Source organism: Piscibacillus sp. B03 (assembly GCF_052246295.1).
Classification (GTDB): Bacteria; Bacillota; Bacilli; order Bacillales; family Alkalibacillaceae; genus Piscibacillus.
In genome coordinates, this window is the sequence record NZ_JBQQCO010000007.1 from 16727 (window position 1) to 40472 (window position 23746).

Here is a 23746-nt window from a genome sequence, read left to right on the forward strand (position 1 = left end):
CCTCTCTACTATAATAATTTACTTATATCTAGTTCAATATCAACACGATTTGTTGATTTACCTGGGTGATCCGTTATAACGACTCCTCTATTAACATCTGAAATATTAATATGACTAAGGGCAACAGCAGCCCTTTGACCTGCTACTGCTCTATTTACAGGTTCATTAAAATGATGAACCCCCTTTACTTGTGCCTTGATATTATGAGGCATCAAATAAACGGTCTGTCCATCACGAATGCTTCCTTGCGAAACTGTTCCTCTTGCAATGGTACCAATCCCATGCAAATGAAAACTTTGATCAACAGGTAAAAATAAATCACCATTCGTTTGTTTTGCCACTATTTTACCCAGTACATTTAAAATAGATTGTTTTAATTCCTCTACTCCAATTTTTGATATTGAGTCAACTTCAAAGACAGGGGAGTTTTCGAAAAATGTTCCGTTCATTTCGTCCTTTAAATCTTCTATAACAATTGATTTTAAATCTTGATCAGCTTGATCTATTTTTGTTATGACGATGATGACGTTGTGTAAGCCTAAGTGTTTAAGAACTTCCATATGTTCTAACGTTTGGGGCATAATTCCTTCATTTGCCGCTATGACCAACAACGTTAAATCGATGGAGGATACACCTGCAATCATTTGGCGTATGAACTTCTCATGACCAGGAACATCAATAATTGAAACACTTAAATGCTCTTCATTTATTAAAGGTGCATATCCCAATTCAATAGAGATATTTCGTTCCTTTTCCTCTTTCAACCGATCTGTATCAACATTAGTTAATGCTTTGACCAGTTCTGTTTTACCATGATCAATATGACCTGCAAGGCCAATCGTTAAATGTTGCTTATTCATGTCGTAACACCAACCGTTAGTGAAATCTAATTCTAAAAATACTTCCTCTATCCTCATGGTCGAGAACTTTTAATGAAGCATGATGTTTATCTAGAATCTGTTTTGTAACCATTAACCCTAAACCAGTCCCTTTTTCTTTTGTAGATAAAAAAGGCTCCCCAATACGATCTTTTAGTTCATCGGGTACACCTGGCCCTTCATCAATGACGTCGACTGTTAATACTTCATCTTTATAAACATGAACTGAAATGATTCCCGATGTTTCCATTGCTTCAATTGCATTTTTAATAAGATTTATAAAAACCTGTTTAATTTGTGATCGATCACAGTTAATAAAGTAATCCTCATTATGATGAATGAACTCAATATTAATTTCACTTAATCTAGCTTGTGATTTCATCAACATACATACTTCGTTTAATATGACAGTTAAATTTTCTTTTTTAACTTGATTCGGTGATGGCTTGGCTATATATAATAACTCAGAAGTAATTGACTCAATCTTCTCAATTTCTTCAGTCATTATATCAAAATAAACTTTTTGCTCATGGGAATCACTCTCTAGTAATTGTAAAAAACCTTTGATCGATGTTAAGGGATTCCTAATCTCATGAACAACACTTGCAGCTAATTGTCCAACTGATGACAACTTTTCGGAGTTCATTAGCATTTTCTGAGCAGTTTTTAATTCTGATATATCATTAACTACCCCGATGTAATATGTCAGTCCTTTGTGGTTATCAATTATCTTCCCTAAATAAGTCGACGTATATAAGGTCTTGTCATCGCTATTCTTAAATGCGATTTCAACATTAGTACGCTCATAACCAATTGAGTTGATTTGATCCTTAAAATGTTCTAAATCTTGTGGACAGACATAATCTAATAAATTACTGTTCATTAAATAGTTGCGAGTATAGCCAAGAAATATTTCAGCTGAATATGAAATGTACCTGATTTTATAGTTTTCATCGAATATTAATTTAACATTAGTAGAATGACTATCGAGCCATTGAAAGGCATAATTAAGCAAATCCTGATCAATTCCTTGCTGCTCATCTCCGTTTATCACCAGTGGGTATTTCTTCATTCGATTAATCCCCCCAAAAAACGACTATATATACTATAACTCTATGAACCAGACGAAAACATTATTACACAATACTTATTTTAACCAAAAAATGTCTGAATGGCAAAAACGATTTAAAATTTTTTGAAAAATTACATATAAGTAACAAAATCAGTAGTGTATATTTTACTTGTAATCTATTATTCAACATTCTATAATGATGAAAGAAATGGGGCTGGTTACAATGCTGGTGCTTGTCGAGGTCTTCAAAACCTTTTGGAAGGCGCGTGTCGTCTTCGGTGGGTTCGATTCCCACACAGTCCCGCCACTTAAATCATCTAAAGAGAGTGAAAGTTTATGTCAGAAACGGTAGGATACTTAATCATATTATGGGGACTAATCATGATTACCCTATTGGGAATTGGCGGATTCTTTATGTTCCGCAAGTTCTTAAAGAAATTACCTAAAGATGATGGGAAGTCCATTATTGACTGGGAAGAATATTATGTAGAACAAACGTTACATATGTGGGGAGAAGATGAAAAAAAATTATTAAATGAATTAGTAGAACCCGTTCCACAACTGTTTCGTGATGTAGCTAAACAAAAAATCGCAGCTAAAATCGGTGAAGTGGCTCTTCAGAAGAAAAAAAAGAGAATCACGTTAGATACTATTATTGAAGGCTACATCTTAGCTACTCCAAAACGTGATCATAAGTTTTTAATTAAACGACTAAATGAAAAAAATATTGATTTTACATCCTATGAGCACCTATTAGAAAAGCAATGAGTACGAATCATCACTCATTGCTTTTTTTAGGTAAAGAAAACCAAAACTCATTTATTTGATTTGTTGAATATACTCCTATTTCACCATTGTGTTTATGAATAATTTCTTTAGCAATAGCAAGCCCTAAACCAGTTCCACTTGATCCATGAGAAGTTGAGTATTGTAATCGATAATACCTTTTAAAGATGTCCTCATATTCAGCTTCTGGAATTTTATTTCCATGAGTTCTAATTCTGAATTTATAATTTTGTTCATGAGACACACCTCTAATTTGTACTGCTCCTTTGCCCTTATGGTATTTTAATGCATTATCTAACAAGTTGTTGATGACTTGTTGTATTCTTTCCTCATGGATTTCAATTACGCATTCTTCAACCTTAACATCCAACGGTATCTCAGCGTTTTCAAAATTCCACTGAAAGACTGCTATACATTGATGTATTACGTTAGCAATATCTATTTTTGATTTTTGTATAATTGATTCTTCTCTAATGAGATCCCATTCTTTTAATTGATCGATTTGATTGATTAACTGCTTTAACCTCTGAGATTCGTTAAATAAGGACTCAGTCACTTCTGATGTGGGAGCCATGTCACCATTTTTAAGCGCGTATAAGTAGCCATTTAGATTTTGTACAGGTGTTCTAATTTCATGAGAAAGATCTGTGATCATCTTTTTCCTAAGTTTATTGTTTGTTTCAAGTTGTTGTAACAAGTCATTATATTGGTCAACGAGCTCACCAACTTCATTATTAGAATCATAATCAACTTTTTCAGGGGTTGATCCCTCTTTTAGTTGTTTTGTTGAGTGAATTAGTTGTCTAATGGGTGTAATAAGATTTTTAGTTAAATAAAAATGCAATAAGCTACCTATTAAAATAGTAAGTAAACTAAATACAATTAAATATTGTAACAATAATGATTCAAATTGAGTTTGACGACCTTGGTCCAAATCGCCCATTGATTCTACTAGTAAACAAGCCGTTTGGTAGATGGCAAAGCTACTTATAAAAATACTTAATGTTATCATCAAAACATTTAATGAGGTTAATCTAAATAATAAACCTTTAAACATGTTGTTTTTCAGAAACAAATTTATACCCCATTCCTCTTACTGTTTGAATTCGTTGAGGTTGATTTTGATCATTTATTTTCATACGTAGCTTTTTAATATGCGCATCAATCGTTCGATCTAATACCTCATGTTCATGGTTTGGGTATAATTGATTGATGAGCTGTTCACGGCTAAACACACTATCAGGATTAGACATAAAAAAGTACAATAAATTAAACTCATGTTTTGTTAGGTTTATGTTTTCTCCGTGTAGTGTTACTTCACCTTTCCTCACCTTGATACAAAGTCCATCATGTACTATCTTTTGACAATAACGTCCTGTTCTTCTTAAAACCGCTTCTATATGAGCTAATAATTCATCTGGATTAAAAGGTTTGGTTAAATAGTCGTCAGCTCCCATTTTTAACCCGTCGATTTTGTCATTGACTTGCGACTTAGCAGATAACATGATGATTGAAACATCTTGTTGTTCTTTTCCTCTAATCCACTCACAAAATTCTTCACCAGATAATTTAGGTAACATTAAATCTAAAATAATGAGGCAAGGATGATGTTTGAGAAACAGTTTCTGAGCTTCTACACCATCAGTAGCTTCGATGACGTGATAATTCTCTTTTTCTAAATATAATCGAATTAAATTACGAATCATCTCATCATCTTCAACAACTAAAATGGTCTGTTCCATCTCTTTCACTCCTTTACCTCACTATTATAGAAAAAAATCTTAGGTTAATCCATTTTCTCGTATTCTTTAATCATCATTTCATAATTCATAGCACCCATTGACTTATGAGAGATGATCCCTTCTGAGTCCACAAAATAAGATGTTGGTATAGGTAGGATTTGGTATTCAGTTGATACGTCACCTTCGTCAATCAATATTGGGAATGTTAATTTGAAATCATCTCTAAAATTACGAACATCCATTAGACTTTGTTCAGTTTCAAATAAATCTATAGCTAAAATCTCAATATCTTTCTCTTCATAAAACTTTTGCATGTCTGGCATTTCGGCACGACAAGGCGGACACCAAGTTGCCCAGAAGTTAAGCATTACTTTTTGTCCACGATAATCGGATAACTTTACTTTTTCGCCCTCTAGATTCTCTAATTCAAAGTCCGGCGCTTCACTACCGATGTCTAAACCAACTTTAGTCTCATCTACCTCCTCACCTTCTGGATCGCTACTAATCATAAAACCATCTTCTTCTACATTTTCCTCATTCGAACCAGACTCATCGCTCTCTAAAACGAAATCATAAATAGCCCAACCGAACATACCAACTAACACAGCAATAATAATGTACTTTTTCATTAGGACTCCCTCCTACTAACCTAAGTTAGCCATCCAAGTATCTTGAACAATGCGTAATAAGAAACTAGATATTCTTGACATTTGCCCTGTAAATAATAAGACACCCATAATAATCATAACTGTTCCACCAATTTTCATGATGATTCCACTATATTTGACGATCCATCTCGCTGAACCAATAAAAAAGGTTAAAATTAAGAATGGTAAAGCAAAGCCTATTACATAGAAAATAGTGTATAGTGTACCTTGAGTTGGATTACTAGCAGCAATCATAAGTATCGAACCAAAGATTGGGCCAATACATGGTGTCCACCCAGCTGCAAACCCCATACCTATAAAGACAGTTCCTAAATAGCCACTAGGTTTATTAGCAAACTGAAAACGCTTTTCTTTCATAAAGGTTGTAATATTCAACCAGCCTGCAACAAATAAACCCATAATAATAATAAATATTCCAGCAATTTGCTGAATAAATTTACCTGATTCACCTACTAAAAATCCTTGTATCCATTGCCCTAAATAAGATGCCCCTAAACCAAGACCGATAAATACTAAGGAAACCCCAAATAGGAATAAACTTGAGTGTATTAGTAATAGTGATCGTACTTTTAAACTTCTGTCATTTTGCAATTCTTTTACACTTACGCCAGTAATATAAGAAAGATATGCTGGAAATAGTGGCAATGTACATGGCGAGAGAAATGACAAAACTCCTGCACCAAACGCTAACCATATGGTTAAATCTGCTGTATCAACCATTATGACACCTTCTTCCTTCTAATTTCCGAAAATAAAATAAACATGCCTAGTAAAATCATTACAATGAAAAACCACGTGTCTAATAGGTAGCCAAACACAGTGGTAAATGGTAAGGTAATCGATAATATTGCTTGACCTAGCCCCCATAGTAATATGACCAAGCCACTCATTAAGTTATATGATATTTGATTAGAAAAAATTAAATAGAGCATCGACAAAGCGAATAGTAATGCTAGATAACGCCAAGTGTACAGATTATCTTGCCATACGAGTTCGATAAATTCATAAATAAATGAAGAAAAGATGAAAACCGTAATTAAGGTGTGCACGAATGGTTCAAAAGTAATCACACCCTTTTTTAGTTTCCAAACCACTAGTATGGAACTCAAGATAAATGCTATGTAAAATGCACCAGAAAAACTTGGGTATGCTAGTACTGCTAATGGATCACTAATGAATAGCTCTAAATTCCAAATAATCTTTCCAACCCAGATAAAGATAATAAAATTAACGAAAAAAGAAAACACATCTTCAATGTTCTTCTTTTTATCTTTTATTACGTGATAATCTGTAATGAAGTATACGAAAACACCAATTATAAAACTTATAACTAACATTGTTACTGAAATTAGCACAGATGTTGCTGCCATGTCGTCACCTTCCATTCTATAAACATAATAAATCACTAATATGAAAGTTTGATGAAAATGAATTCAAATACAAGAAAAGCGCAAGCGCCCGACTAACCATGCAGTGACTGGACCGACTAAACTGAGATAAAGGAAACACGATGAGAGTAGCGAATCGATGTTGACTTATCGTAAGTTTTGACGAGAAGTCACCTAGTGGTTGGGCGCATTGCGCTAGACAGTGCGTTGCAACATAATTTATCAGAACTTAAGTTAAAAATTTATACATTCTTACTTTGTAAAAAAGTTCACGATCACTTAATTTGACCGTGAACTTAAATTCATTTGATTGAAATTTAAGCTTTGTCTAATTTTAACAAACTTAATAAGCATAGCAATTCGCCATGTAAATAACATACCAAATGCAAGTAAATAAAACATACCACTCGTTTCACCAACAGAAACTTCTTGTCCAAGATAAACCTTTAATATGATTCGAAACAACAATAGAAATAATAGTATGAATATAAAGGCTTTCGAGGGCTTTAGGTATATGTCTTTACCTTTCACCTCAAAGTTTGAAGTCCAAATCAGAAGAACAGAGAATGCAATTCCGACTGATAGTGCCTCAATTACTTGCAACCACGACACTTGGAAATAGGGAAACAAAAACATCAGTGCACCTGTACTCATCCCTAGTGGTGGTAATATAATTTTCTTAACTGAAGCTGGCTTTTTAGATGCTTTTGAACGCACAATAATCATTGTTGTTGCGCCCAGTATAAACATGATAGTCGTTAAGACAGCAAATAAAGTACTCTCAAAAAACACAATTATACACCTACATTATCTGACTCATCACCTGAATCAGTAGAAATGGATAAAATGATTGTAAGAGTAATACCAACAACAACTAAGTAAACTCCTAAATCAAAAATTAAAGCTGTAGCTAAGTGTTTTTCACCTAATAAAGGAATTTGGTAATATCCATCAGCGTGAGATAAAAATGACCCGCCAAAGAACATTGATCCTACACCAGCTAATGTTGCTATAAATAACCCTGTAACAAATAAAGTTCTAAAATTTACAGGCAAAATTTTCTCAATCTTTTCGAACCCATAGGTCATGTACATTAAAATAATCGCCGCTGATGTCATTAAGCCTCCAATAAATCCTCCACCTGGAGCATTGTGACCAGCGAAAAATAAGTAAACTGAAAACCCTAATAATATGAATGCTATTAATTGAGTCGTTGTGCGTAATATTAGATCATTTGGTTGCCTCATACAATAACTCCTTCACGATACGTTATTAACTTTATTCTAATACACTTAACATATGAATGACAAACGATATTAAAAACCTGTAAAACCAAAAAAGTTAGCTAGATATAGTGTAAGGTCTTTCATCCAGTCAAAGAACAATGCAATACCTAATACAATAAGAATATATCCGCCAATCTTCGTTATTTTTAAAGAGTTCCGTTTTAGCCAATCTAGCTTTCCAATAAAGAATGATAATACAAAGAATGGAATTGAAAAACCTAGAGAATAAGCTGACATTAACACGACACCTGATTGAGGTTCAGTTGCTGCTAAAGAGATAACAGCTCCTAGTATTGGTCCTGTACATGGAGTCCAGCTCATAGAGAACGCCATTCCTATAAATATAGTTCCGATGTAACCAGCAGGACGGTTCTTAATAGCAACTTTACGTTCCTTCATTAGGAATTCAAAGTTAAATACACCAATCATCACAAGGCCAAAAAATATGATTAAAATGGCACCAAGCTGCCTAATAATATCTTGATATTGTATAAAGAACTCACCTATAAAAAATGTTGAGAAACCAATCATTATAAAGATTGAAGAAAATCCAATTAAAAAGAATAATGTATGTAACAAGCTCCTTTTTCTTAACATCGCATTCTCTGTTTTAAGCTCTTCTACACTCATACCTGTAACGTACGATAAAAACACTGGATATAATGGCAAGACACAAGGTGATATAAAAGATAAAAAGCCTGCACCAAAAGCTAAAAATATATTGACATCCATAGCTACCCTAACTCTCCTTCTATTCTATACCCTAATGATATCGTAACAAATATAAACGATTAATATTGTTTGAATGCTTGAAAATTTAGTGAAATATTAAGAAAAACGTCCACTGATTAGCTTTTGCAGAGTTAATCAAAAAAAGGATAGACAAAACTGTCTACCCCTCTTGACTTTATTTTTTATTTGATTGATCCATTTGTTGGTTCATCGCTCTCATCATTTGGTTAACTTTCTTCTGTGATGGTTTTTGACCCATTTGCATCATCATCGTGCGTAACATCTGTTCATTAATTGGTGGGTTCTTCTTCAAGTAGTTCATCATCGTTTTACGAGCAATAAAGAAACCTATAACAACACCGATAATCAGTGCAGCTAGCGCGATTAATACAACCCAAATTGTACTCATTATTAAATTTTCCTCCTTCTAGTTGTCTCTTCAATAAGTATATTAAAACAACTTGTCTGTGACAATAGATTATTTTTATAGTGAATAGATATGTTTGCCAACAAACGGTGTGATCCAACCACATTCGTAAGTCTCATAATTAACCACGAATAAATGCGGGTGAAACGTTTTAAGGTATTGAAATAATAGTTGGTCTAGGTCAACGATTGTTTCGGCAAATATAGTCATATAATATTCATTCACTTTAATTAAAACGCTCTGGTTCTGATAACTAATGATAATTTGGTTATGTTTATGTTCAATAGTAAATTTTGGGTCTGCCCAATAATTTAAATGCAAAAACAAATCTTTTGCATTAGCCTTGTCCAACACAAGTTTATATTGACCTTGTGCCTCATTATCTGGGTTCTCAATCATTTGTTCATATAGAAAACGATAAACTGTATCAATTTTATAATAAAAGTGTTGAGCATAACCTGACTTGACAAGATATAAAGAATATTGATACATGATATGTCCCCCTTTTAGGACATATCATATCAATATTTTAAAGCGAAATTTGTCAAAGTTTATTTGTTATATCATTATTTTTTGTCAGAATTTCTTATTTCAAAAGAGCTTTAGCACGTGCTACAACATTTTCTACTGTAAAACCATACTCTTCAATAACTTTATTACCTGGAGCGGAAGCACCGAATGTTGATATCCCAAGAACATCACCTTCTAATCCTGTATAACGCTCCCAACCGAATGGAGAAGCCATCTCTACAGCTAGACGTGCTTTAACGTTACTTGGTAACACTTGTTCTTTATATTCATCGTCTTGTTGGTCGAATAAATACCATGAAGGCATGCTAACAACTTGTGCATTTATACCTTCTTCTTTAAGTTGTTCACTAGCCTTATGGACTAATTGAACCTCAGAACCAGAAGCTAATAAGAGTAGATCTGGTTTTTCTACCTCATTTACAACATAAGCACCTTTACGAACACCTTCTTTAGCCTTTTCAGCTGTTCCAGGTAGCACAGGTAGACCTTGTCTAGTTAAGACTAAGGCAGTTGGTGTGTCCGTTGATTGAACGGCAATTTCCCAAGCGGCTCTAGTTTCATTCGCATCACTTGGACGAATTAAGTTCAAGTGTGGCATTGCACGTAACGAAGGTAGTTGTTCAATAGGTTCATGAGTTGGTCCATCTTCCCCTACAGCAATTGAATCATGAGTTAACACATAAGTAACTGGTGTGCCCATTAAAGCGGAAAGTCGAACCGCTGGACGTAAGTAATCACTAAACACAAAGAACGTACCACCATATACTTTAACGCCACCGTGGAGTGCCATGCCATTTAAAGCGCATGCCATCGCAAATTCACGTACACCAAACCAAATATTTCGACCTGAGTAATCAGGATATTTAAAGTCTTCTTCATCTTTTAGCATGGTTTTATTAGAACCAGCTAAGTCAGCACTTCCACCGATTAAGTTTGGAATGTTTTTAGCTAATGCATTTACAACTTCACCAGAAGCAGCACGAGTTGCTAGCGCTTTAGAGTTCTCATCATAAGTCGGTAAATCAGCATTCCAAGTAGCCGGAAGTTCCCCTTTAATAGCTAATTCAAACTCTTCAGCTAACTGTGGGTGTTCAGATTTATATTGTTCAAGAAGCTGATTCCATTGATTCTCTGCTTCTTGACCTCGCTTTACTGCTTTCTCTTCAAAATCAGCTTTAACTTCATCTGGCACGTGGAAATCTTCATGATCCCAGTTATAGTGTTCTCTTACTAGTTGACGTTCTTCGTCACCTAAAGGAGCACCGTGTGCATCAGATTTACCACCTTTGTTTGGTGCACCATAACCGATGACAGTTTTAACTTCAATTAATGTTGGTTGATCTTCAGTTGCTTTAGCATCTAATAACGCTTTTTCAATAGCTTCCGTGTCATTACCGTCCTCGACACGAATGACTTGCCAACCATATGATTTAAAACGATCCTCAACACTTTCAGAGAACGAACGGTTTAAATCGCCGTCTAAAGAAATATCATTAGAATCATACATAACGATTAGCTTACCTAATTTTAAGTGACCTGCAAGAGAAGCCGCCTCTTGAGAAACACCCTCCATTAAATCACCGTCACCACAAATACTATAAGTATAGTGATCAACTAGCTCATGGTTATCTTTGTTATATTTCGATGCTAAGAACCGCTCAGCCATCGCCATACCTACAGACATAGCAATACCCTGACCTAATGGGCCAGTTGTTGCTTCAACACCATCAGTATGTCCGAATTCTGGATGTCCCGGAGTTTTAGAACCCCATTGGCGGAAGTTCTTAATGTCTTCCATTGACACTTTATAACCAGATAAATGTAATAATGCGTACAATAACATAGACCCATGACCTGCTGATAGTACAAAACGGTCACGGTTAAACCAAGTAGAATTCTTAGGGTTATGGTTCATTACTTTCGTCCATAACGTATATGCCATAGGCGCAGCACCCATTGGCATACCAGGGTGACCAGAGTTTGCTTTTTCAACAGCATCAATGGCTAATGTACGTATCGTGTTGATTGATTTTTGTTCAATATTTGTCATTAGTAATCCCCTTTCATTTCCGTTCAAATCAGTTACCACCATTTATCGTATATGGTTTAGCAACATCTGACAAGTTTTTTCATACTAAATTTATAATAAACTTAGTATACTCATACCCTCTATGTATCATTTATCACAACAAAAATTATTATAACAAAACTAATTAGAAAACAATATTAAAAACAGACTCCTTTTTAAAGGAATCTGTTAATATTTAATGCTTTTGATCATTCTCTTGATCTCGCTTTAGTTTCTCAGGTGTAACATCGGTCCCCTCAGGGTCCACAACTTTAACTGACTTCAGTTGGTTCTTAAAGGACTGTCTAAAAGCTTGTAAATACTCTTCTCTCAATTTCTTTTGTTCCTTCTTTTCTTGCTCGGTCAATCCTTCAGTCTTTGATTTATTTGCTAATTCATTTATACGCTTAATTCTTTCATCAGAAATCATAAGAAAAACTCCTTTTTATAGGCTCCTTTGTCATTTTACATGGTGATAGATTTTTAGACAAGTTTTTAAATTTTTACGAACGAATGTTTGCTTATACTGGTTAATATTGCTATAATGAACCCAGGATTAACAGTTGAGGTGAAAAAATGAAGAAACTATCAAAAAGACAAAAAGAGATTTTTGATTTTATAGTGGATAATGTGAATTTAAAAGGTTATCCCCCTTCTGTTAGGGAAATCGCAGAAGCCGTTGGACTAGCATCAAGCTCAACAGTGCACGGACATTTATCTAGATTAGAAGAAAAGGGTTACATTCGCAGAGACCCTACAAAACCAAGAGCCATTGAAATCGTTTATGATGATGGTAATACAGTTCATGAACGAGATGCATTATATGCACCATTAATTGGTAAAGTAACGGCAGGCGAACCAATCACAGCTGTAGAGAATGTTGAGGAATTTATTCCGATACCTTCTACGATCTCAGCTACTGAGGACGAAGTATTTGTGTTATCAATCCAAGGTGACAGTATGATTGAAGCAGGAATTTTTGACCGAGACATGGTCATTGTCCGAAAACAAGCAACCGCTAATAATGGAGATATCGTAGTTGCGATGACTGAAGAAGATGAAGCGACTGTAAAACGATTTTTTAAGGATGAAAACCAGTACCGACTTGAACCTGAAAACCCTACAATGGAACCGATTATATTAAATCAAGTTACCGTTCTAGGAAAAGTCATCGGTCTATATCGTGAAATTCATTAATGAGTAAAGCTGTTCCTATATTTAGGGACAGCTTTTTTAATTACTAATAAAAGCACTCAAGACTTAAGCTTTTACCACTTAAATCTCGAGTGCTGGGGATGTTAATATTATTTGGATTAATAACTACTCATGTATTGCTCGCGCTCCCAAGGGTGTACTTGAGTACGGAACATATCCCATTCGATTTCTTTGGATTCAATAAAGTGTTCAAGTAAGTGCTCACCAAGAGCTGTTTTAATGACATCATCTTTCTTAAGTTCTTGTAATGCATCATATAAAGTTGCTGGTAAGTCTTGAACGCCATTTGCTACACGCTCGTCTTTATCCATGACATAGATATTGCGATCAACCGGTTTAGGTGCTTCCATTTTGTTCTCGATTCCGTCTAATCCAGCTGCAAGCATAACAGACATAGCCATATAAGGGTTTGCTGCTGGGTCTACACTACGTACTTCAATACGTGTGCTTAAACCACGTGAAGTTGGAATACGAATCAGTGGACTGCGGTTTTGTCCTGACCAAGCTACATAACAAGGCGCTTCATAGCCAGGCACTAGACGTTTATAAGAGTTTACAGTTGGGTTTGTTACAGCTGTAAAGTTTACTGCGTGTTTTACAATACCTGCAGTGAACTGGTAAGCTGTTTTACTTAACTGTTCTTCACCATTTTCATCAAAGAATGCATTCTCTTTGCCTTTGAATAGCGACATATTTGCGTGCATACCAGATCCATTTACACCAAATAATGGCTTAGGCATAAATGTCGCATGTAAGCCGTGCTTACGAGCGATTGTTTTAACTACTAACTTAAAGGTTTGGATATCGTCACAGTGCTTAACGGCATCTGAATACTTAAAGTCAATTTCATGCTGACCTGGCGCTACTTCGTGGTGAGACGCTTCAATTTCAAATCCCATTTCTTCTAATTCAAGCACGATATCACGACGGCAGTTTTCTCCTAAATCTGTTGGCGCAAGGTCGAAGTATCCACCTTTATCGTTCAGCTCCATTGTAGGATCGCCTTTTTCGTCCAACTTAAATAAGAAGAACTCTGGCTCAGTACCAATATTAAATGCTGTAAAGCCTAACTTTTCCATACGTTCTAAATTACGCTTTAAGTTATAACGTGGACAACCTTCAAATGGTGTGCCATCTGGATTGTAAATATCACAAATGAAACGCGCTACCTTACCTTTTTCTGAAGTCCACGGGAATACAACAAATGTATCAAGGTCTGGGTGTAGCTTCATGTCTGATTCTTCAATACGAACGAAACCTTCGATTGAAGACCCATCAAACATCATCTCATTGTCTAATGCTTTGTCTAGCTGACTATAAGGAATTTCAACATTCTTGATTGTACCTAATAGATCTGTGAATTGTAGTCGGATAAATTTTACGTTCTCTTCTTCAATAATTTTGTAAATCTCTTCTTTTGTAAATTTACTCATTCTATGTTCCTCCTGTTTTTGGTCCATCTCTTAATGGTAAAACCTTGAAAGGTCTCCTTGATTGATGGACGATTTATTTAAGTAACCAGATTCAAGAAGTTCGCGACGCAATAACTGATGTAGTTCTTTTTCTGAGAGATCCTTCTTGTACTCTTTTGTGTCTGATTGCTGTTTTGATTCTTTTTCTTGAATTTGGTTTTCTCTAAGTTTTAGAACTTGCTTAATCCCTGCAAGGTTAACACCCTCATCAATTAATCGTTTAATTTCGATTAATCGATCGACATCATAGAAGCTAAATAGTCTTCTATTACCTTCTGATCTTAAAGGAGTAACTAATTGTTTTTCTTCATAGTAACGAATTTGCCTAGGACTTAACTCTGTCAACTCTGATACTATACTAATCGGAAATAATGGCATTGCTTTACGATCTTTATATTCCATCCTGCCACCTCCTAATTAATATCTATTATATTCAAAGGAAGATAATCTGTCAACAGATGTTAGGAAAGTTAACATATAAAATTTTAAAAAAGAACACAGCAGTCTTATGCTATGTTCTTATACCCTTAATTATTATTTTGTAACATCAGAAATCCTTTGGTAATGGCCAACTTTACATGTTCATAAGTTAAACCACCCTGAACATATAACGTATATGGTTCCCTGATTGGTCCATCAGCTGTTAATTCTAAACTAGCACCTTGAATGAATGTTCCAGCAGCCATGATGACATCATGCTCATAGCCTGGCATATAATCAGGATGAGGTGTGACATGTGAATTTATTGGAGACTGTTGTTGAACGACTTGGGCAAATTGAACCATCTCTTCTTTAGTCTTGAATGTTATGGACTGAATTAGATCTGTTCGATAGTCGTTCGGACCAGGTGTAGTAATATATCCATATTTTTTTAATAAATAAGAAGTAAATACTGCACCCTTTAATGCTTCACCAACAACATGGGGTGCTAAGAACAAACCTTGAAACATTTCTTGTAAACTATATAAGCTTGCACCAGTCTCTTTGCCTAGCCCGGGCGCAACCAAAAAGTTAGCGCTTCTTTCTACCAGATGTTTCTTGCCTACTATGTAGCCACCTGTTTTAACAATACCTGCACCTGGATTCTTAATAAGCGATCCAGCTATTATATCTGCACCTACATCAGTTGGTTCCTGTTTCTCAACAAACTCACCATAACAATTATCTACAAACACAAGAATCTCACTATCAATTGCTTTTACAAATTGAATCATCTTTTCAATGTCAGAGATTGTATAAGATGGTCGATTAGCATAACCCTTTGAACGTTGAATCATAACCATTTTAGTATTCGAGTTAACAACTTGTTCGATTTGCTTATAATTAGGTTGTCCACCTTCAGTTAATTCAACTTCTTTATACTGTATTCCAAAATCCCTCAATGAACCATCCACTTCACCTTTAATTCCAATTACATTTTCTAATGTGTCATAAGGTCGACCTGTTATCGACACAACCTCATCACCCGGCCTTAAATTGCCAAATAATGAAGTTGTAATCGCATGAGTACCGGAAACAATTTGTGGTCTAACTAAAGCATCCTCACTATTAAACACATTGGCATAAACTTCTTCTATTTTATCTCTTCCTGTATCATCATAACCATAGCCCGTTGTTGGGTTAAAATGATAGTCTCCAACTTGCGCAGCCCGAAACGCTTCTAATACTTTCTCTTGGTTGTATGTGGCAATATGTGAAATGGAATTATGTTGCTCTGTAATATTTTGTTCTGTTTCATCTATTATTTTATATAGTTCTGTGTACATTGTGCTATTTTCACTCACTTTGTTAATTGATTATAAATTGGCATATTAGGGTCCATATAACCTTTTACCTTATATTTCTCATCCGCTTCAATAAATTCTTGAATCTCCATAATGGATTCTTGTTTTAAACGATTAATTAATTTCCCTTGATCCGAATCAACTAAAACATCATACTGCTCCCACTCATCTTTTAACACTTCTTCAATTTTAACTAAGAGACGCTTTAAATCAGCTTCATTTTTTGCACTCATTTTAATACTAGGTTGTGAATAGGGAATAAATTCTTCTTCGAGTAAATCAACTTTATTATAAACCGTTAATACTGGTAAATGGTCTGCGCCTAATTCTGCTAATATTTCTTTTACCGTTTTCTCATGGTCAATTGCATTCTCGTTAGAACAGTCTACTACATGCAGAATAAAATCAGCTTCAGTCACTTCTTCTAAAGTCGATCGAAAAGCAGCAATTAACGACGTTGGAAGCTTTTGAATAAACCCAACCGTATCTGAAATAAGTGCATGAAAACCACTAGGAAGCATCAGACGTCTAGTTAACGGATCTAAAGTTGCGAATAATTTATCTTCTTCTAGTGAACCTTCTTTTGTTAATCGGTTAAAGAGCGTCGATTTCCCAGCATTCGTATAACCAACAATAGATATTTGAAATGCAGAATTTCGCTTTCGATTTTCGCGGTACTGATTTCTATGTTTAACAACCTGTTTTAATTGTTCTTTAATATCCGTTATACGATTTCTAATATGTCGACGATCTGTCTCAAGCTTCGTTTCCCCCGGGCCACGAGTACCAATCCCACCGCCTAAACGGGATAGTTCAATCCCTTTTCCATGCAATCGAGGTAACATATATTCTAATTGAGCTAATTCAACTTGTAATTTACCTTCTTTAGTTTGTGCGCGCATTGCGAAAATATCTAGAATAAGTTGTGTGCGGTCAATTATTTTAATATCCCAAGTGTTAGTTAAATTTCGGGATTGTGATGGGGTTAATTCATTGTTAATAATCGCAACATCAATATCGTTCTCTTGAATGTAATGTTTAATTTCTTCAACTTTTCCTGTTCCAATATAATAAGCAGAGTGAACCTTCTCACGCTTTTGAATAAAAGTCTCAATTATTTCAGCGTCTACTGTTAGGGCAAGTGCTTCTAATTCATCCATTGACGAATAAAATGTTTGATCATTTTCAGTTTGAATTTGACATCCTACTAAGATTGCGCGTTCGTTCATTAGATTACTCCTTTTAAGTTATGGTCTAAATTTAGTATGACCGTATAATTCTAGATTAAATAAAAATATAGTAAATGTCACATTAAATGTTTTTTAGAATAAGCTCAAACATAAATGAAGCCTAACACCAAATTGGGTTAGGCTTAACACTTACATTTATAATCGATTATGATTCCAAATCAATATTTCTTGAAGGTGCAAAGGTAGAGATTGCATGTTTAAAGATTAATTGTTGTTTGCCTTCAACTTCAATTAAAATTGTAAAATTATCAAATGATTTTACAACCCCACGCAATTGAAATCCATTTGTTAAGAATACAGTTAAAGGGATTTTCTCCTTACGTAATTTGTTTAAATAAGTGTCTTGTACGTTTGTAGAATTAGCCATACAAACTCCTCCTCTATCTATCTGTTATATTTATAATTCTATAAATGATTCAGCTTTCCTTCTACTTTTTTGAAAATATTTTCAAATGTGGACCAATAATTATTAGGATCGACATCATACCATTGGACTCCTGGAATCTTGTTACGATAATAAGTGAATTGCCTTTTTGCAAATCTTCTTGTATTACGTTTAATTAACTCAATAGCTCTATTACCATCATATTCACCTTTAAAATAAGGAATCCATTCTTTATAACCAATACCTTGCATTGGTTGTACAGATTCACCATATTTGTGATAAAGATTTTTCACTTCATCAACTAACCCATCCTCAACCATCAAATCCACTCTATCATTTATACGTTCATATAGTGTTTCACGTTTCATATTTAAGCCAATTATTAAAGAATCATAAGAAGTTTTAACTGTTTGGTCTTTTTCTATTTCAGACATTGACTTACCAGTTATATCATAAACTTCTAGTGCTCTAATTACTCTTCTAACGTTATGAGGATGTATTTTTTCTGCGTGTTTTGGATCAATTTCTTTTAAACGATTGTAAAACGGCTCAATACCGACTCTTTCGATTTCATTTAAAGTCTGATTGACATAGTCTGAATCACGCTTTACGTCTGAGAATTGAAAATCAAATAAAGCAGAATGAACGTAAAAACCTGTTCCACCAACAATTACCGGAAGCTTATTTTTATACTTCAATTCATACACTTTATCATGTAGGTCATTCTTAAAATTAGCTGCTGAGTACTCATCGTCAGGGTCTAAATAATCAATTAGATGATGTGGAATACCCTCCTGCTCATCTGGTGTAACTTTTGCTGAACCAATATCGAACTCTTTAAAGAATTGCATCGAGTCAGCGTTGATCACTTCACCGTTAAATCTCTTACTAATTTCAATACCTAATTTTGTTTTACCAACTGCTGTTGGGCCTATTACACTAACGACAAAAGGTTTTTTCACAAGTGACACCTTACCTTTACATAATTCGTTTAAACATCCGTTGTAGTTCATACTCACTAAAGTGTATCACAATAGGCCTTCCATGCGGACAAGTAAATGGGTCTTGGCAGGTTCTAAGTTCATTTAGTAGATAATCCATCTCTTGATGATTTAAGTAATGATTAGCCTTAATCGACCTTTTACAAGACATTAAAATTGCCGCTTCTTCTCTAATCTTTTCAATATCGATATTACGACCATCTACTAATTCGTCGACCATATCTCGAATAATTTGTTCTTCTTCACCTTCAGGGAACCAACTAGGATATGCTCGCACGATATAACTATAATCTCCAAAATTTTCTAAGAATAAACCTACACGCTCAAAAGTTTCTTTATTTTCCTCAATAATGATTGACTCTTTACTCGTAAACTCGAAGTTTAAAGGTACGGATAACTCCTGCACCTCATTAACAGGATTTCCGAGCTTCTTTTTGAAATATTCGTATTTAATGCGCTCTTGAGCAGCATGTTGATCAATCATATAAAGACCTTTATCATTTTGAGCTAATATATATGTTCCGTGAAGCTGACCAATTGGATACATGACAGGCATACGTTCTTCTACAACTGACTCTTCTTCCGCTTCTGTAAAGTTCGGCTCTTCAGGATTTTTGGTGTTCTCAATCGCGCTTTGATGATTTTCTTGAATGAGTTCCCTTTTGGGGGAAGGGTCATTAAAAACTTCATTAACCTTAAACCCATGATTAAGATCTTCAAGGTGCTCACGTTCCTCTTTTTGTTTGTTTTTATAATCAAGTGGGTCAAATGATAAGACTGTCTGCTCAGACTTAGGTTTTTCTATTTTTGCGCCAGAAGGAATAAGAGTTTGTTTGTGAAGAGCATCATAGACTGTCTGTTTTACAATTTCAAATAATTCTTTCTCCTTACTAAAGCGAACCTCCGTTTTAGCAGGGTGCACATTCACATCAACCAAATAAGGGTCCATATTCATTTGTAGTACAACGATCGGATACCTTCCAATAGGAAGAAAAGTATGATAACCGTCCAGTATTGCCTTGTTAATAGCAGGATTTTTAATAAAGCGTCCATTCACAATTAACGAGATAAAATTACGATTAGAACGTGTGATTTCTGGTTTTGCAATATAGCCCTTAACGTTATAATCTAATGAATCATTTTCTATATTAACCATATTCTGAGCAATCTTTTTACCATAGATTTGTTGGATTACTTGTAATAGATTTCCGTTTCCAGGTGTGAAAAAGATTCTTTTCCCATTATGATAGCATTCAAATCTTATATTAGGATGTGAGAGTGCCATTTTATTAATGGTGTCGGTAATATGCCCTAACTCTGTGTGAATTGTTTTAAGATACTTCAGTCTTGCAGGTGTATTATAAAATAAATTTTCTACACTAATCTCAGTTCCTTTTCGCTTAGTATGCTTTTGGATGTCTTGAATTTTACCACCATGAACCACTATTTCAGTTCCAGATTGGTGGCCAGTCGACGTTTTTAACGTCAATTGGCTTACAGAAGCAATACTAGCTAGCGCCTCTCCTCTGAAACCTAATGTTTTAACACGAAACAAATCAAATTCATCGATAATTTTACTTGTAGCATGACGAAAGAAGGCCTTTTCACAATCATCTGGTTCTATACCATCACCATCATCAATCACCTTTATTGAACGTAGCCCCGCTTCTTCTAGCTCAATTTTAATCCATTGACTATTTGCATCCACGCTATTTTCAAGTAGCTCTTTCACAACTGATGCTGGTCGCTCTACTACTTCACCGGCAGCAATCTTGTTGGACAAATCATCAGGTAATTGAACAATTTTCCCCATCATTAGCCTCCTTTAGTCCAACTTCTTTTTCAATTCATATAAGAAGTTCATAGCATCCATAGGTGTCATGTTCATTAAATTTACACCTTGTAACTCATTGATCACATCAACATTCTTCTGTATTGGTGGTTGATCATTAGTTTCAAATAAAGTTAACTGTTCATCACTTGAGCTTTGTTCTCTAAGTGCACTGGTTGCTTCATAAGTCTCAAGAAGATAATTAGCGCGATTGATAATATCATCAGGTAAATGTGCTAGCTTTGCAACGTGTACACCATAGCTTTTATCTGCTTTTCCCTCTTTTATATGATGTAAGAACACAACCTCACCATCATGCTCATCAACCTCTACATGAACATTCGTTAACTGACTTAAGGATTCTTCTAAAGCTGTCAGTTCATGATAGTGCGTAGAAAAGAGAGTTTTAGCACCGATTTGGTCATGTATATACTCAACAATAGATTGCGCTAAAGCCATGCCATCATAAGTGCTTGTCCCTCTACCAATCTCATCAAACAGGATTAAGCTATGTTGTGTGGCATTTTTAACGGCATGCTCTGCTTCTAACATTTCTACCATGAATGTACTTTGACCTGAAACTAAATCGTCCGCAGCTCCAATTCTAGTGAAAATTTGATCAAATACTGGCAGCTCAGCAAATTTAGCTGGTACAAAACAACCAATTTGAGACATAATGACAATTAACCCAAGCTGCCTCATATATGTACTTTTACCTGCCATATTTGGACCAGTAATAAGTAGTACATTGGTGTTCTCATCAAGGTTAAAATTGTTAGGAACAAATTCATCTTTCATGACTTTTTCTACTACTGGATGGCGTGCATCTTCAATATTCACAACATGAGAATCTACAATATTCGGTTTAACATAATTATTTGTTTCACTAACATTAGCAAAGCTTAACAAAACATCTAATTGACTAATGCGTTCAGCTAATAACTGTAGCGATGGAATGTAATCCTTCATTTGATCTCTGATTGCAATGAACAGTTCATACTCTAGTTCAACACTGCGGTCGTTTGCCTCTAATATAAGTCGCTCTTTTTCTTTAAGTTCAGGCGTAATATAACGCTCGGCATTCGTAAGTGTTTGCTTTCGTTCATATCTTGATAAATCAACGTTGGACAAGTTAGCTTTTGTAACCTCTATATAATAGCCAAACACTTTGTTATAACCGACTTTAAGAGATTTAATCCCTGTTCGTTGTCTTTCTTCAGCTTCTAAATTGGCAACCCATGCTTTACCATTCCTAGATGCTTCTCTATATTGATCTAATTGTTCATGGTATCCATCTTTTATAATACCGCCTTCAGTGATTGATATAGGAGGGTCTTCTGCAATACCAACATCTAAAAGTTTATAAACATCTTCATAGGGTTTAAGCTCAGGTAATAGATTTTTAATTGTAGATTCATCAATTTGAGCCAGGATATGTTGAACATTCGGTAAAGAACTTAAAGACCTTTTTAACTGCAGTAAGTCACGTGCATTCACATTACCATAAGAGATTCTTCCAGCCAGTCTTTCAATATCATACATCTCTTTTAGAGCTTCTTTAAGTTCTTCTCTTTCAAAAAAGTGGCTCATCAATGCTTCGACCTGTTGATGACGCTTTTCAATAACTGACTTAGATAATAATGGGCGATCAATCCATTTCTTTAATTTCCTAGCTCCCATAGCTGTTGCCGTTTGATCTAAGACTGATAATAATGTACCTTTCTTAGATTTATCACGGATTGATTCCATTAGCTCTAGATTACGTTTCGAATACAAATCCAATTTCATATAATGAGCTAACTCTACATATTCAACCTTTTGCAAATGTAATAGAAAACGCTTTTGCGACTTAAAGATGTATTGAAATACTCTACCGAATCCCTTAATTAATCTATCATCTTCTAAACCGTCAACTAAATACTGATATTCAGAAGGGATATCATTACCATCTTCTATAGAAATGGTAGCGTTTAGATAATGAGCTAATTCTTCTTTAGACTGATCATCAACATCACTAGGAACAACTATTTCCCTTACTGGCCTATTATATAGTTCACTAATGACATCTTTGAATTCACGTTCTATTAAACTGACGAAGCTTTCACCGGTTGATAAATCAACATAAGATATAACGAAATTCTCTTGTGTTGGTGTAATCGAAGCAATAAAGTTGTTTTCCTCTTCAGTCAACATACTCCCTTCCATAATCGTTCCTGGAGTAATCACTTGGACAACTTCTCTCTTTACTACACCTTTAGCAGTTTTGGGGTCTTCTACTTGCTCACAAATTGCAACTTTATACCCTTTTTCAATTAATGTTTTAATATAACGCTCTGCAGAGTGATAAGGAACCCCGCACATCGGAATCTTTTCGTCTCCCCCATCTCGTTGGGTTAACGTAATTTCTAATTCTTTAGCCGCCTTTAAAGCATCATCAAAGAACATTTCATAGAAATCACCTAGTCGAAAGAATAAAAAGGAATCTTTATGTTCTTTTTTAATTTGTATATATTGTTTCATCATTGGCGTGTACTTTGCCATGGTTATGTATCCCCCAATTAAATATGTCTACTCGTCATTATAGCATACGTTTTCGACAAAATTCATCGAGAGAATGCGTTTTTAATAAAACAAAAAAGGCTGAGTAACTCAGCCTTTTTAGTCTTTATCTACATCAATTTCAGCTAATTCTGCTTCTAGATCATCGAAGTCGAAATCATCTTCATCAAAACCGTTCGGCTCAATTTTAGCCCATACTTTAGTTTCTCCAATAATGTCTACTACGAATTCTCTTTCTAACTCAACTTTTACCTTACCACTATCGTCGATTGTACACTCTAATGTGTTAGGTTGTTGAGTTGCTCGAGCTACAACATCGAAGCTATTCGAGATACATTTATCGTCCTTCATAACAATTGGCACTTTATCAACGTATTGTTTTCTCTCTGTAACAACCTCTGTTTTAGTGTTATTACTATGAGAATACCAAACGTTAATGTCGTATGCTCCTGTTATTTCGACAATGCGCCCTTTCTTCTTAGCCTCATACTGATGATTAATTACCCAGCATCCTAGAATACTAGTTGGTCTATGGTTTGGGGTCACCATATGAAGAGTTTCTGTAAACTTTTTACCTTTACCACAAACCGCCTTCGTAATAATTTCGCGATATTCGCGGTCGAACATGCCTGATCCTCCTCCTTTGTTAGCCAATGTATTTTATGCAAAAT

The 23746-nt window shown here is 34.9% G+C and carries 25 protein-coding genes and 1 tRNA gene; 3 read left to right on the forward strand and 23 right to left on the reverse strand.

Features of this window, described 5'->3' with window-relative positions; all coding sequences use genetic code 11:
• Positions 1 to 8: 8 nt before the first annotated feature.
• Together selB and ACTWQB_RS06325 are read right to left on the reverse strand one after the other, a co-directional pair.
• Positions 9 to 860 (reverse strand): selenocysteine-specific translation elongation factor, encoded by an 852-nt coding sequence (gene selB / locus ACTWQB_RS06320; protein WP_443138342.1) that lies wholly within the window; start codon positions 858 to 860, stop codon positions 9 to 11.
• Positions 861 to 876: 16 nt separating this feature from the next.
• Complete coding sequence (locus ACTWQB_RS06325) at positions 877 to 1950, reverse strand: ATP-binding protein (protein ID WP_443138343.1); 1074 nt, start codon at positions 1948 to 1950, stop codon at positions 877 to 879.
• A 210-nt stretch (positions 1951 to 2160) separates the two neighbouring features.
• On the opposite strand from ACTWQB_RS06325, the gene ACTWQB_RS06330 reads away from it, so the two are divergent.
• Positions 2161 to 2257: transfer RNA gene (locus ACTWQB_RS06330), tRNA-Sec, on the forward strand.
• Between the two features lie 29 nt (positions 2258 to 2286).
• Complete coding sequence (locus ACTWQB_RS06335) at positions 2287 to 2718, forward strand: DUF2621 family protein (RefSeq protein WP_443138344.1); 432 nt, start codon at positions 2287 to 2289, stop codon at positions 2716 to 2718.
• 10 nt (positions 2719 to 2728) lie between these two features.
• Here the strand turns inward: ACTWQB_RS06335 and ACTWQB_RS06340 are convergent, their stop codons facing one another.
• The 12 genes from ACTWQB_RS06340 to ACTWQB_RS06395 all read right to left on the reverse strand — a co-directional run bounded on the left by ACTWQB_RS06340 (position 2729) and on the right by ACTWQB_RS06395 (position 12008).
• The gene (locus ACTWQB_RS06340; protein WP_443138345.1) at positions 2729 to 3748 is read right to left on the reverse strand and encodes a sensor histidine kinase; all 1020 of its coding nucleotides are present in this window, start codon (positions 3746 to 3748) and stop codon (positions 2729 to 2731) included.
• 37 nt (positions 3749 to 3785) lie between these two features.
• A complete protein-coding gene (locus tag ACTWQB_RS06345; protein ID WP_443138346.1) occupies positions 3786 to 4478 on the reverse strand; it encodes a response regulator transcription factor in 693 nt (230 codons plus the stop codon).
• Positions 4479 to 4522: 44 nt separating this feature from the next.
• Positions 4523 to 5107: a redoxin domain-containing protein gene (locus ACTWQB_RS06350; RefSeq protein ID WP_443138347.1), complete on the reverse strand. Its 585-nt coding sequence runs from the start codon at positions 5105 to 5107 to the stop codon at positions 4523 to 4525.
• Positions 5108 to 5122: 15 nt separating this feature from the next.
• Positions 5123 to 5866, reverse strand: a complete 744-nt coding sequence (locus ACTWQB_RS06355) for a cytochrome c biogenesis CcdA family protein (protein WP_443138348.1) — start codon at positions 5864 to 5866, stop codon at positions 5123 to 5125.
• Positions 5866 to 6516 carry a hypothetical protein gene (locus ACTWQB_RS06360; RefSeq protein WP_443138349.1) on the reverse strand — a complete coding sequence of 217 codons (651 nt, stop codon included), beginning with the start codon at positions 6514 to 6516 and terminating at the stop codon, positions 5866 to 5868. Before ACTWQB_RS06360 ends, ACTWQB_RS06355 begins: the two co-directional genes overlap by 1 nt.
• Before the next feature lie 297 nt (positions 6517 to 6813).
• On the reverse strand, positions 6814 to 7284 hold the full coding sequence (locus ACTWQB_RS06365) for a CcdC family protein (RefSeq protein ID WP_443138459.1): 471 nt from the start codon (positions 7282 to 7284) through the stop codon (positions 6814 to 6816).
• A gap of 44 nt (positions 7285 to 7328) precedes the next feature.
• A complete protein-coding gene (locus ACTWQB_RS06370) occupies positions 7329 to 7781 on the reverse strand; it encodes a Na(+)/H(+) antiporter subunit B (protein ID WP_443138350.1) in 453 nt (150 codons plus the stop codon).
• A 69-nt stretch (positions 7782 to 7850) separates the two neighbouring features.
• Positions 7851 to 8552, reverse strand: a complete 702-nt coding sequence (locus ACTWQB_RS06375) for a cytochrome c biogenesis CcdA family protein (protein WP_443138351.1) — start codon at positions 8550 to 8552, stop codon at positions 7851 to 7853.
• A 175-nt stretch (positions 8553 to 8727) separates the two neighbouring features.
• Positions 8728 to 8961: a YneF family protein gene (locus tag ACTWQB_RS06380; RefSeq protein ID WP_443138352.1), complete on the reverse strand. Its 234-nt coding sequence runs from the start codon at positions 8959 to 8961 to the stop codon at positions 8728 to 8730.
• Positions 8962 to 9036: 75 nt separating this feature from the next.
• A complete protein-coding gene (gene sirA, locus ACTWQB_RS06385; protein WP_443138353.1) occupies positions 9037 to 9471 on the reverse strand; it encodes a sporulation inhibitor of replication protein SirA in 435 nt (144 codons plus the stop codon).
• Positions 9472 to 9565: 94 nt separating this feature from the next.
• A complete protein-coding gene (tkt, locus tag ACTWQB_RS06390; RefSeq protein ID WP_443138354.1) occupies positions 9566 to 11560 on the reverse strand; it encodes a transketolase in 1995 nt (664 codons plus the stop codon).
• 214 nt (positions 11561 to 11774) lie between these two features.
• Positions 11775 to 12008 carry a DUF896 domain-containing protein gene (locus ACTWQB_RS06395; protein ID WP_443138355.1) on the reverse strand — a complete coding sequence of 78 codons (234 nt, stop codon included), beginning with the start codon at positions 12006 to 12008 and terminating at the stop codon, positions 11775 to 11777.
• A gap of 146 nt (positions 12009 to 12154) precedes the next feature.
• Here ACTWQB_RS06395 and lexA point away from each other — a divergent pair, with 146 nt between their 5' ends.
• Entirely contained in the window at positions 12155 to 12775 is a 621-nt protein-coding gene (gene lexA / locus ACTWQB_RS06400; RefSeq protein WP_443138356.1) for a transcriptional repressor LexA, read from the forward strand.
• Positions 12776 to 12891: 116 nt separating this feature from the next.
• Here lexA and glnA read toward each other — a convergent pair whose 3' ends face one another.
• From glnA to cotE, 9 genes are all read right to left on the reverse strand, one after another.
• A complete protein-coding gene (gene glnA, locus ACTWQB_RS06405) occupies positions 12892 to 14226 on the reverse strand; it encodes a type I glutamate--ammonia ligase (RefSeq protein WP_443138357.1) in 1335 nt (444 codons plus the stop codon).
• Between the two features lie 30 nt (positions 14227 to 14256).
• Entirely contained in the window at positions 14257 to 14667 is a 411-nt protein-coding gene (locus tag ACTWQB_RS06410) for a MerR family transcriptional regulator (RefSeq protein ID WP_443138358.1), read from the reverse strand.
• A gap of 125 nt (positions 14668 to 14792) precedes the next feature.
• A complete protein-coding gene (locus tag ACTWQB_RS06415; protein ID WP_443138359.1) occupies positions 14793 to 16031 on the reverse strand; it encodes a methionine gamma-lyase family protein in 1239 nt (412 codons plus the stop codon).
• 14 nt (positions 16032 to 16045) lie between these two features.
• The gene (gene hflX / locus ACTWQB_RS06420; protein WP_443138360.1) at positions 16046 to 17278 is read right to left on the reverse strand and encodes a GTPase HflX; all 1233 of its coding nucleotides are present in this window, start codon (positions 17276 to 17278) and stop codon (positions 16046 to 16048) included.
• A 166-nt stretch (positions 17279 to 17444) separates the two neighbouring features.
• Positions 17445 to 17666: an RNA chaperone Hfq gene (gene hfq / locus ACTWQB_RS06425; RefSeq protein WP_443138361.1), complete on the reverse strand. Its 222-nt coding sequence runs from the start codon at positions 17664 to 17666 to the stop codon at positions 17445 to 17447.
• Positions 17667 to 17704: 38 nt separating this feature from the next.
• Complete coding sequence (miaA, locus tag ACTWQB_RS06430; protein ID WP_443138362.1) at positions 17705 to 18697, reverse strand: tRNA (adenosine(37)-N6)-dimethylallyltransferase MiaA; 993 nt, start codon at positions 18695 to 18697, stop codon at positions 17705 to 17707.
• Positions 18663 to 20498, reverse strand: coding sequence for a DNA mismatch repair endonuclease MutL (mutL, locus tag ACTWQB_RS06435; protein ID WP_443138363.1), 1836 nt, complete (start codon positions 20496 to 20498; stop codon positions 18663 to 18665). The genes miaA and mutL overlap by 35 nt, the downstream gene beginning before the upstream one ends.
• 12 nt (positions 20499 to 20510) lie before the next feature.
• A complete protein-coding gene (gene mutS / locus ACTWQB_RS06440) occupies positions 20511 to 23057 on the reverse strand; it encodes a DNA mismatch repair protein MutS (RefSeq protein WP_443138364.1) in 2547 nt (848 codons plus the stop codon).
• Positions 23058 to 23174: 117 nt separating this feature from the next.
• Positions 23175 to 23702, reverse strand: a complete 528-nt coding sequence (gene cotE, locus ACTWQB_RS06445; protein WP_443138365.1) for an outer spore coat protein CotE — start codon at positions 23700 to 23702, stop codon at positions 23175 to 23177.
• Positions 23703 to 23746: the final 44 nt, after the last annotated feature.